Below are 2,759 nucleotides of genomic sequence, written 5' to 3'. Positions count from 1 at the left end.
TTTTAGTTCTCCCAAAGTGACAGAACAGAGATAGAGCGTTTATCGTATTTATGAGGTACAGTATTGATGCAGCGCATCCCTATTCCCTATTATCTCTTCCCTGTTCCCTGTTCCCTGTTCCCTGTTCCCTGTTCCCTAAAATCCCGAAATTGTGTACCTCATAGCTATGATAAATGCTAGAGTTGTGATTGCTGAACTAACGTCTCGGAATATAGCCAGCTTCTTCAATCAGCTTTTGTCCTTCATCTGTTAATAGCAAGTTGACATAGGCTTCCCCGGCTCGCTCATCTCCTTGACCATCTTGTTTGATTATTACAAACAGACGACGGGTGATCGGATATGTCTTGGTTTTAAATGCCTCACTATTCAGTTGATTGCGTCCTTGTTGAGGACAATTTTCTGTTGGGATAAGTGGGGGTTTATAGGGAGTAATAAAAGAATCAGTTTTGGATATCCTCAGAGGTAGAGGTTTTACTTTACACTGATCAACAATCTCAGGAGCCGAAGCATAGTAAATAGCACCTTTCGTTTCAGCTACCTTCCTCACGGCTTGAGTAGTCGTTGGGATAAAACTAACCTTTTGACTAAAATCATCTCCTACTAAAATAGTCTTGCGAAAGAACTCAGTAGTTCCACTTTCATTAGGGCGAGAGTAAGGGGTAATCTTTAGATTGGGACCACCGACTTGACGCCAGTTTGTAATTTTCCCGGTATAAATAGCCTTGAGTTGCTCGGTTGTTAAACCTTTAATAGTTAGGTCAGGATGAACAGCAATAGCAATAGCATCACTAGCGACTTGAACCTGCTTAAGTTTAAATCGTCTATCGTCAGCCTCTTGGAACTCACTTTTTTTAATTGGTCGTGAAGACAGCACGAAAGAAATTTGACCATCTAGCAACATTTTGATTCCAGTTTCTGTACCCGGTGGTAGGGTAGGATGGTGGTAGTAAGTCAAGTTAACCTTAGGAAAAACTTGTTTTATCCTTGGATCTACTTTACGGCGAATCGGCACCCAAGATGTGCTACCACTGTAAACCCATGTTCCTGAAGGAATTTTATCAACATCAACATAAGCAAAACACGGAATAGGTTGGGTTCCATTCTGTTTATGGTTTGAGGCTTGGTCAGGACAAGGCTTTGATTGTGTCGTTAGTATTTCCTTTGATTTTAACCATAACCCAATCCCAAGACAAATTGCTACTATACCTAGTAAGGTTACTACTAACTTAATTGGTAAATTTTTAGGTGAGATAGAAGGTGGCTCAGATTGTGGCTCAGATCGTTGCTCAGATCGTTCCTCAGATGGTGGTTTATAAAGCTTTTGCCAAGTTAGTGGCTGCTCTAATGCGGATTCCCTAATACAAAGGGTTGGCAACCACATAGCACCTGGATACTGTAAATTAAAATGTTCCAGGTGTTTTCGTGCTGTATGAACCGAAGCAAAAAGAGATTTTTGACTGGTAAACTCCTGGAAAAAATACTGTAAGAAAGCGATCGCTACTGGATCGGGGACAGGTTCTCGCATCACAATAGTACGAGGAAGGTTTAACTTCCCTAATTGGTTAGCTAACCCCAAACCATCACAGGAATTAAAAATAGCTAGCTGTAATCCTTTATCTATGGATGCTTTTAGGGAATTTTTGAAATCCTCAATACTTAAACTATCTTGGTCATTCAGCTCAATCCAACCAATTTGGCCATCTTGATCTGAGCCACTGTGACCGGTAAAAATAAAGATATGGTAGCCTTCTGTTTCCCAAAGGGCATCACATAACTCCCTGATACTAGGCTGCATCAGATAGATTACCTCTGCTCCTTTTTCTTCTAATTCCTGGATTACCTTAAGATCAGCATTAGTGTTGATATTGTCACTCCTACCCACAACCAGCAAAATTCTGACTTTGGAGCAGGCTTGAGCAGGAATGATTTTATCCTTAGGGCGACCTCTGACCCTTAAGGCAATTTCCACCGGTGAGAAGTGATCTTCAAATAACTGCCACTCTTGCCAAGGAAAGTAGCCCAATTTAATGTCTTGAGAATCCAATAGTACTCTGGTTTCTTCTTCAGCAAGCTTAAATTGACTTCCTATAGAAATTAAGTTATCCCGGATTTGCTGCCAGTCACTATCGCCAGCATTGAGCCATTCATTCAAGTATAATTTCACATCCTGAGTGGTGTTAGTGGGAGAAGAAACTCTCACACCTTTGGGTTTGATGCGAAACCCAGTTTGGTCAGGATTAATCGGTGAGCGTACTTGTTCCACTTCTCGATAATCTGACCGCCATTTGGTGAATGATTTATTTAAGTTTTCTGGGAGGGGAGGTAGACAGCCATCAAAGGTGTCAAATTCCCTAGGAATAGAAGTGACTGTGGTATGGAATCCACCTTCGGCACTTCCCACTAGTTGGAGCTTGACTATAATCATTTTTTTTGTGTTGAACTTGGCTTCAGCTGTAAGCATATGCGCTACGCGCACGCGTGCGCGTTCAGCGGTCAGCGGTCAGCGGTCAGTGGTCAGCAGTCAGCTGATGTAACAGAGATTAAACCAATGCTTACCTGTTTTATTCAAAAGATGTAACTCAGCATTATTCCAATGCTTACCTGTTTTATTTAAAAGCACCATCTGTAGCACCATCTGTAGCGCTAATCGCTGATAGCACCTCAAGTAGCGTGCGCGTAGCGCTAATCGCTGATAGCTGATAGCACCATCTGTAGCACCATCTGTAGCGCTAATCGCTGATAGCTGATAGCTTACCTAA

The 2,759-nt window shown here is 41.9% G+C and carries 1 protein-coding gene; it reads right to left on the bottom strand.

Annotated elements, in window-relative coordinates:
* Positions 1-196: 196 nt before the first annotated feature.
* Positions 197-2,425 (bottom strand): substrate-binding domain-containing protein, encoded by a 2,229-nt coding sequence (locus tag F6K53_RS36705; protein WP_293084445.1) that lies wholly within the window; start codon positions 2,423-2,425, stop codon positions 197-199.
* Positions 2,426-2,759: the final 334 nt, after the last annotated feature.

Source organism: Moorena sp. SIO4A1, from assembly GCF_010672065.1.
Taxonomy (GTDB): domain Bacteria; phylum Cyanobacteriota; class Cyanobacteriia; order Cyanobacteriales; family Coleofasciculaceae; genus Moorena.
This window is presented reverse-complemented; position numbering and strand designations above follow the sequence as displayed.